This is a genomic window from Actinokineospora iranica, assembly GCF_900101685.1.
GTDB classification, from domain to species: Bacteria; Actinomycetota; Actinomycetes; order Mycobacteriales; family Pseudonocardiaceae; genus Actinokineospora; species Actinokineospora iranica.
Map to the genome: position 1 here is coordinate 1 of NZ_FMZZ01000034.1, position 6,199 is coordinate 6,199.

Consider the following 6,199-nt stretch of genomic DNA (forward strand, 5'->3'; position numbering starts at 1 on the left):
TAGGACACCAGCCGCTGGTCCCCCGGCTGGTCCTCACGCACCACAACAGCGGCGTCAGCGATCCCCGGCTGCTCCAACAGAACCGAGCGAATCTCCTCCAACTCGACCCGAAACCCGCGCAGCTTCACCTGATCATCAGCCCGGCCCACATAAACCAAGTCACCATCGGCGTTCCACCGCACCAGATCCCCGGTCCGGTACATCCGCTCACCCTCGACGAACGGGTCCGCCACAAACCGCTCAGCCGTCAACGCCGCCCGGTTCAAATACCCACGAGCGAGAACGTCACCCGCCACGTACAACTCCCCAACCACACCGGACGGAACCGGCTGCAAACCGGCATCCAACACATACGCCCGGGTATTCCAAAACGGCCGACCCACCGGAACCGCACCCGCAGGCGCCGGCTCCCCCGGCTCCAAGCGAAAGTCCAGACAGTTCACCGTCGCCTCAGTCGGGCCGTAGGCGTTGACGACCACGGCGTCCGGGTGCCGCTCGCGCCAGCGGGCCAGCGGCTCGCCGTGCAGGGCTTCGCCGCCGAGGATCAGCAGCCCGGTGGGCGCGGCGGTGTCCGGCAGGGTGTCCAGCAGGGCCAGGTGCGAGGGGGTCGCCTTGGTGAAGGTCGGCGTGGCCGCCCCGAGTTCGCCCAGGCGCACCCGGCCACCGGCGACCAGCGGGGTGAACAGGGCGGTCACGGTGAGGTCGAAGGCGAGCGAGGTGTGCGCCAGCGACACCCCGGCCACGGCGGGCGCGTAGACCTCGCGGGCGCGCACCAGGTAGGCGCCCAGTGAGCGGTGCTCGATCACGACGCCCTTGGGCCTGCCCGTCGACCCGGAGGTGTAGACGACATACGCCGGGTCGTGCGGGTGGATCTCCTGGCGCGGCGGGGTGTCGGGCAGGCTCGCCCAGTCCACCCGGTCGATCCGCAACGCGGAAACGCTTGCGGGCAGGTCGATCGAGCCGTCGGTGAGCACCAGGGCGGGCTTGGCGTCGGCGAGGATGAGCGCCACCCGCTCCGGCGGCGAGGCGAGGTCGACGGGCACGTAGGCCGCGCCCGCTTTGAGGACGGCGAGCATCGCGGCCACGGCGTCGACGGTCGGCGGCAACGCGATCGCCACCAGACCGCGCACGTCGCCGAGGGCGTGCGCGAGGCGGTTGGCGCGTGCGTCCAGTTCCGCGTAGGTCAGCGCGTTGTCGCCGCACTCCACCGCGACCGTGTCCGGGGTCGCGATGGCCTGCTCGGCGAACAGCTCCGGCAGGCTCGCCCGCCGCACCGCGCGGGTCGTGGCGTTGCGGGTGACCACCAAGTCGTGCCGCTCGGCCGGGTCCAGCACCGGCGTGCGGTGGACTGGCCCGCTGGGGTCGTCGGCCAAGGCGGCGAGCACGGTGAGCAGCCTGCGGGTCAGGCTTTCCGCGGTGGCGCGGTCGAACAGGTCGGTGGCGAAGTCGAGCACGCCGCGCAGGCCGTCCTGGGTCTCGGTGAACCGGAAGGACAGGTCGAACTTGGCGGAGTCGGTGCCCACCGCGACGCCCTCGGCGTCGATGCCGGGCAGGGTCGGCGCGGTTCCCGTGTCGTTGGTGAACGCCAGCATGACTTGGAACAGCGGGTGCCGGGCCAGCGACCGGGCCGGGTTCAGCACCTCCACCAACCGCTCGAACGGCACATCCTGGTTCGCGTACGCCGCCAACGCGGTCTCCCGCACCCGGCCGATGAGGTCTACAAAGGACGGGTCGCCGGACAGGTCGGTGCGCAGCACCAACGTGTTCACGAAGAACCCGACAAGGTCGTCCAGGGCCTCGTCCGTCCGGCCCGCGATCGGCGTGCCCAGTGGAATGTCCGTGCCCGCGCCCATCCGGGCCAACAACGCCGCCACACCGGCCTGCACCACCATGAACAGCGTTGCCCGCGCTTCCTTGGCCACCCGGGTCAGGCGATCGTGGAGGTCTGCGGGGACGGTGAAGGAGATCCGGTCGCCCGCGAAGGTGGCCACCGCGGGACGGGGGCGGTCGAACGGCAGGGCCAGTTCCTCAGGAATGCCCGCCAGCGCGGCCGACCAGAACGCGACCTGCTGGGCGGCCAGGCTCGACGGGTCGGACTCCAGGCCGAGCGAACCGTGCTGCCAGAGGGCGTAATCGGCGTACTGCACCGGCAACGGCGTCCAGTCGGGCGCTCGACCGGCCGCGCGGGCGGTGTAGGCGGTGGCGAGGTCGCGGGTCAGCGGGCCGGTGGACCAGGCGTCGGTGGCGATGTGGTGGGTCAGGAGCAACAGCGTCCATTGGTCCGGGCCGTCATTGAACAGCCAACCCCGAACCGGTAGCTCCGCGGCCAAGTCGAACCGGTAGGCCAGGGCCGCGGTGAAGCCGTCCCGAGCGATCTCAAGGCGCGGCGCCTCATCGAGGACGACCTGGTGCGGGCCGTCTTCGTCCACGCGAATCACCGTGCGCAGCGCCTCGTGCCGCGCCACGACGTCCGCGAAGGCCTGCCGCAGGGCGTCGATGTCGAGCGGCCCGGTCAGGCGCAGCGCGAGCGGAACGGTGTAGGCGGTGCTCGGGCCCTCGAACTCGTGCAGGAACCACAGCCGCCGCTGCGCGAACGACAGCGGCACCCGCTCCGGCCGCGGCGACACCGCCACCACCGGGCCGCGCGCCGCGCCCGCGCCGTCCAGCGCGGCCGACAGCCCGGCGACCGTGGGCGAGACGAAAAGCTGCCGGATGGCCAGCTCCACGCCGAGCACCGACCGCACCCGGCTCACCAGCCGGGTCGCCAGCAGCGAATGCCCGCCCAGGTCGAAGAAGGAGTCGTCAATGCCCACCCGGACCACGCCCAGCACCTCGGCGAACAGTCCACAAAGGATTTCCTCGCGGGGCGTGCGCGGCGCGCGACCCTCGGCCCGGATTTCGGGCTCGGGCAGGGCTTTACGGTCGATCTTGCCGTTCGGGGTCAGTGGGAGGGCGGCCAACGCCACGAACACCGACGGCACCATGTAGTCGGGCAGCCGCTGGGCCAGCGCAGCGCGCAGCCCGCCGGTCTCGCCGACGACATAGGCGACCAGCCGGTCCGCCCGCACGACCACGACCGCGTCCGCGACACGCGGCAGATCCAGCAGGGCGGCGCGGATCTCGCCGAGTTCGACGCGGTGGCCGCGCAGCTTCACCTGGTCGTCGGCGCGGCGCAGGTAGACGAGTTCTCCGTCGGGCAGGCGGCGCACCAGGTCCCCGGTGCGGTACATGCGCCCGCCGGTGAACGGGTCGGCGACGAACCGCTCGGCGGTCAGCCCCGGGCGGTTGAGGTAGCCGCGCGTGACGCCCGCGCCTGCGATATACAACTCGCCTGTGACACCCGGCGGAACCAGCCGCAGGGCGGCGTCGAGGACGTAGACCCGGGTGTTCGCGATCGGGCCGCCGATGGTCGGCTCATCGTCCACTTCGGACGCCGTGGACCAGATCGTGGTCTCGGTGGGGCCGTAGAGGTTGGTCACCGACACCGCGACCGTGGCCAGCGACCGGGCCAGGTCCGCGGGCAGGGCCTCGCCGCCGACGAGCGCGCGGACACCCCGCAGCGCCTCGGCTTCCTCGGCCACCACCGCCCGCCACCAGCTCGGGGTCGCCTGGATGACCGACACGTCGTGCGCGCGCACCAGGGCGGCGACGGCGGCCGGGTCGCGCACCTCGTCGCGATCGGCGACGACAACCGCCGCGCCGGACAGCAGCGGCACGAACAGCTCCAGGCCGTGGATGTCGAACCCGACCGTGGTCACCGCCAGCAGCCGGTCCCGCTCGCCCAGCGCGAGCCGGTCGCGCATCGACACCGCGAAGTTCGTCAGCGCGGCCCCCGGCACCACGACGCCCTTGGGCCTGCCGGTCGAGCCGGACGTGTAGATCACGTATGCCGGAGAACTGGGGAGACTCGGCCGGACCGGAATCGGGTCGCCGTCGAGGTCGCCGGTCTCCAGCGTCTCGCACGGCGGCAAGGTGTCGCGCAGGTCGGCGGTGGTCAGCACCAGCAGCGGCTGGGCGTCGTCGAGCATGTACGCCAACCGGTCGGCCGGGTAGTCGGTGTCGAGCGGCAGATAGCCCGCACCGGATTTCAGGATCGCGACCAGCCCCACCACCAGGTCGACGCCGCGCGGCAGGGCGACCCCGATCAGCCGCTCCGGGCCCGCGCCGCGCGCCGCCAGCAATCCGGCCAGCCGGTTCGCCCGGGTGTCCACTTCGGAATAGGTGAGCGAACCCCGGCCCGCGATCACGGCCACCGCGTCCGGTGTCGCCGCCGCTTGGCGGGTGATCAGGTCGGCCACGGACGCGTCCGGCAGGTCCGTCGCGGCGTCGTCCGCGATGAGCGACGCGTGCTCGGCGGGGGTGCGGACGTCGATGGGCGCGCCCGCGGCGGCCTGGGCGAGGACCCTGGCGAACCGGTCGGCGATGGCCTGGGCCGAGGACTCGTCCAGCAGGTCGGTGGCGTACTCGACCATCCCCGACAGCCCGGTAGCCGCGCCGTCGGCGTCCCGGGTCTCGGTGAGGCCGAAGGCGAGGTCGAACTTGGCCACGCCCGAATCGGTCTCCAGCAGCGACGCGGTGAGGCCGGGCAGCGCCGCCAAGCCCGCGACAGCGCCGTGGTGGTCGATATTGTCGATGGAGAGCAGTACTTGGAAAAGCGGGTGCCGCGCGGTGGACCGGGTGGGGTTGAGCACTTCGACCAGCCGCTCGAACGGCACGTCCTGGTGCGCGTACGCGGCCAAGTCGGTCTCCCGCACCCGGTCGACCACCTCGGCGAGGGTCGGGTCGCCGGACACGTCCGTGCGCAGCACCAGTGTGTTGAGGAAGACGCCGATGAGCCCGTCGAGGGCGTCGTCGGTGCGGCCCGCGATCGGCGTGCCGATCGGGATGTCCGTGCCAGCCCCAAGCCGGGACAGCAGCAGGCCCAACGCGGCCTGGACGACCATGAACAGCGTCGCGTTCCGCTCCCGCGCCAGCGCCGCGAGGCCCGCGTGCACCTCGGCGGGCACGGTGAACCGCACTCGACCGCCGCGATACGAGGCCATCGCGGGTCGGGGGCGGTCGAAGGGCAGGTCCAGTTCTTCCGGCAGGTCGGCCAGTTTCTCGGTCCAATAAGCGAGTTGCCGCGCGAGCGGGCTGTCCGCGTCGCCTTCCGCGCCCAAGGCCGAGCGCTGCCACAGGGCGTAGTCCGCGTACTGCACCGGAAGCGGCGCCCAGTCCGGGGCGCGACCGGCGTGCCGGGCGGTGTAGGCGGTGGCCAGGTCGCGCGCCATCGGGGTCCGGGACCAGCCGTCGCCCGCGATGTGGTGGGTCAGCAGGAGCAGGGCGTGCTCGGTGGGGCCGGTCTCGAACAGCCAAGCCCGCAGCGGAATCTCGGTGTCGAGCGCGAACGGGTGCGCGGCCGCCGCCTTGAGCGCGGCGTCGAGATCGCGCTCGGTGGTGGCCACGCGTTCCATGACCGGGCGGGCGGAATCGAGGACGACCTGGTGCGGCCCGCCGGCGTCCTCGCCGAAGACCGTGCGGAGGCTTTCGTGCCGGGCCACCAGGTCGCCCAGGGCCTGCTCCAGCGCGTCGGCGTCGAGGTCGCCGACGAGCCGCAGCGCGACCGGCTGGTTGTAGGTGGTGCCCGCGCCCTCGAAGCGCTGTAGGAACCACAGGCGCTGCTGCGCGAACGACAGCGGGACCCGCTCCGGTCGCTGGGCGGCGGTGACAGCGGCCCGTGCTTGGCCCGCGTTGTCGAGGGTGCTCGCGAGCCCGGCGACGGTCGGCGTCTCGAACAGCGCACGGATCGGCGTCTCCACGCCCAGCACCGACCGCACCCGGCTCACCAGCCGGGTCGCCAACAGCGAATGCCCGCCCAGGTCGAAGAACGAGTCATCGATCCCGACCCCGGGACCGCCCAGCACCTCGGCGAACAGTCCACAGAGGATTTCCTCGCGCGGCGTGCGCGGCGCGCGGCCCGACGTCTGGACGTCCGGCGCGGGCAAGGACGCGCGGTCCAGCTTTCCGTTCGGTGTCAGCGGAAGCGCGCCCACCACGACGAACGCGGACGGCACCATGTAGTCCGGCAGCCGCGCCGCCACCGTTTCCCGCAGCCCGTCCACCGAACCAACCACATAGGACACCAGCCGCTGGTCCCCCGGCTGGTCCTCACGCACCACAACAGCGGCGTCAGCGATCCCCGGCTGCTCCAACAGAACCG

General features: G+C 72.4%; 1 protein-coding gene. It reads right to left on the bottom strand.

Annotation, left to right across the window (positions count from 1 at the left end; translation table 11 throughout):
* On the bottom strand, positions 1–6,155 hold a 6,155-nt coding region (locus BLS56_RS30255; protein WP_228772068.1), incomplete at its 3' end, for a non-ribosomal peptide synthetase.
* Positions 6,156–6,199: the final 44 nt, after the last annotated feature.